The organism is Methylobacterium crusticola, from assembly GCF_003574465.1.
GTDB lineage: Bacteria > Pseudomonadota > Alphaproteobacteria > Rhizobiales > Beijerinckiaceae > Methylobacterium > Methylobacterium crusticola.
This window is the reverse complement of the sequence record NZ_KZ984693.1, coordinates 1-1,560: the sequence shown is the minus strand read 5'-3', so window position 1 is coordinate 1,560 and position 1,560 is coordinate 1. Positions and strand designations below refer to the sequence as shown.

Annotated in this window: 2 pseudogenes; both read right to left on the bottom strand. The window is 72.4% G+C overall.

The window, feature by feature from the left end:
- A pseudogene (locus DT057_RS36680) lies at positions 1-992 on the bottom strand (isomerizing glutamine--fructose-6-phosphate transaminase); the annotation flags it as partial.
- A gap of 1 nt (position 993) precedes the next feature.
- Positions 994-1,560: pseudogene (locus tag DT057_RS36675) on the bottom strand (glutamine--fructose-6-phosphate transaminase (isomerizing)); the annotation flags it as partial.

Genomic DNA, 1,560 nt, shown 5'->3' with positions numbered 1-1,560 from the left:
GTCGCCGATCAGCACGATCCGGCCGCCGCGGGCCGCCACCTCCTGCATGTTCGAGACGGTCTTCTCGAAGGTCGCGTCGTGCGGGGCGATCACGATCACCGGCACGGCGTCGTCGATGAGCGCGATCGGCCCGTGCTTCAGCTCGCCCGCGGCGTAGCCCTCGGCGTGGATGTAGGAGATCTCCTTCAGCTTCAGCGCGCCCTCGAGCGCCATCGGGTAGGCGGTGCCGCGGCCGAGGTAGAGCACGTCCCGGGCCCGGGCGATCTCGCGGGCCAGGACCTCGATCTCGTCCTCGCGCTTCAGCGCCTCGGCCATCAGGCCCGGCACCGTGATGAGCGCGTCGACGAGGCGCCGCTCCTCCGCCTCCCCGAGGGTGCCCCGCGCCCGGCCCGCCGCGATGGCAAGGCAGAGCAGCACCGTGAGCTGGCACGAGAACGCCTTGGTGGAGGCCACCCCGATCTCGGGCCCCGCGAGGGTCGGCACCACCGCGGAGGCCTCGCGGGCGATGGTCGAGGTCGGCACGTTGACCACCGCCAGGGTGTGCTGCCCTTGCGCCTTGGCGTAGCGCAGGGAGGCCAGGGTGTCGGCGGTCTCGCCGGACTGGGAGATCACCAGCGTCAGCCCGCCCTTCTCCAGCGGCGGCTCGCGGTAGCGGGTCTCGGAGGCGACGTCGATCTCGACCGGCAGGCGGGCCAGGCGCTCGAACCAGTACTTGGCGACGAGGCCGGCGTAGAAGGCGGTGCCGCAGGCGGTGATCGAGAGCCGGCTCAGGGCCGCGAAGTCGAAGGGCAGCGCCTCCGGCAGAGCGACGCGGCCGGCGGCGAGATCGACGTAGTGGGCGAAGGTGCGGCCGACCACCTCGGGCTGCTCGTAGATCTCCTTCGCCATGAAGTGGCGGTGGTTGCCCTTGTCGACCAGGAAGGCCTGGGTGGCGATTTTCTGGCGGGGCCGGGCGACGACGGTGCCGGCCTGGTCGCGGATCTCGGCGCCGTNGATCTCGGCCCCGTCCCGGGTCAGGATGGTCCAGTCGCCCTCCTCGAGGTAGCTGATCTCGTCCGTGAAGGGGGCGAGGGCGAGGGCGTCGGAGCCGAGATAGGTCTCGCCGTCGCCGAAGCCCAGGGCCAGCGGGGCGCCGTGGCGGGCGCCGATCAGGAAGTCCTCCTCGCCGGCGAACAGGAAGGCGAGCGCGAAGGCGCCGCGCAGGCGCGGCAGCGCCGCCTCGACGGCCGCGACGGGCCCGAGGCCGCCCTTCATCAGGTGGCTGACGAGCTGGGCCACCACCTCGGTGTCGGTCTCGGTCTCGAAGGCGCAGCCGGCGGCCTGGAGCTCGGCCTTCAGCTCGCGGAAATTCTCGATGATGCCGTTGTGGACCACCGCGAGGCGCTCGGTGGCGTGCGGGTGGGCGTTGGTCTCGTTGGGGCGGCCATGCGTCGCCCAGCGGGTGTGGCCGATGCCGATGGCGCCGGAGAGGGGGTTCTGGAGCAGCTTGAGCTGGAGGTTCGAGAGCTTGCCCTCCGCCCGTCGCCGCTCCAGGCGGCCGGCTTCCAGGGTGGCGATGCC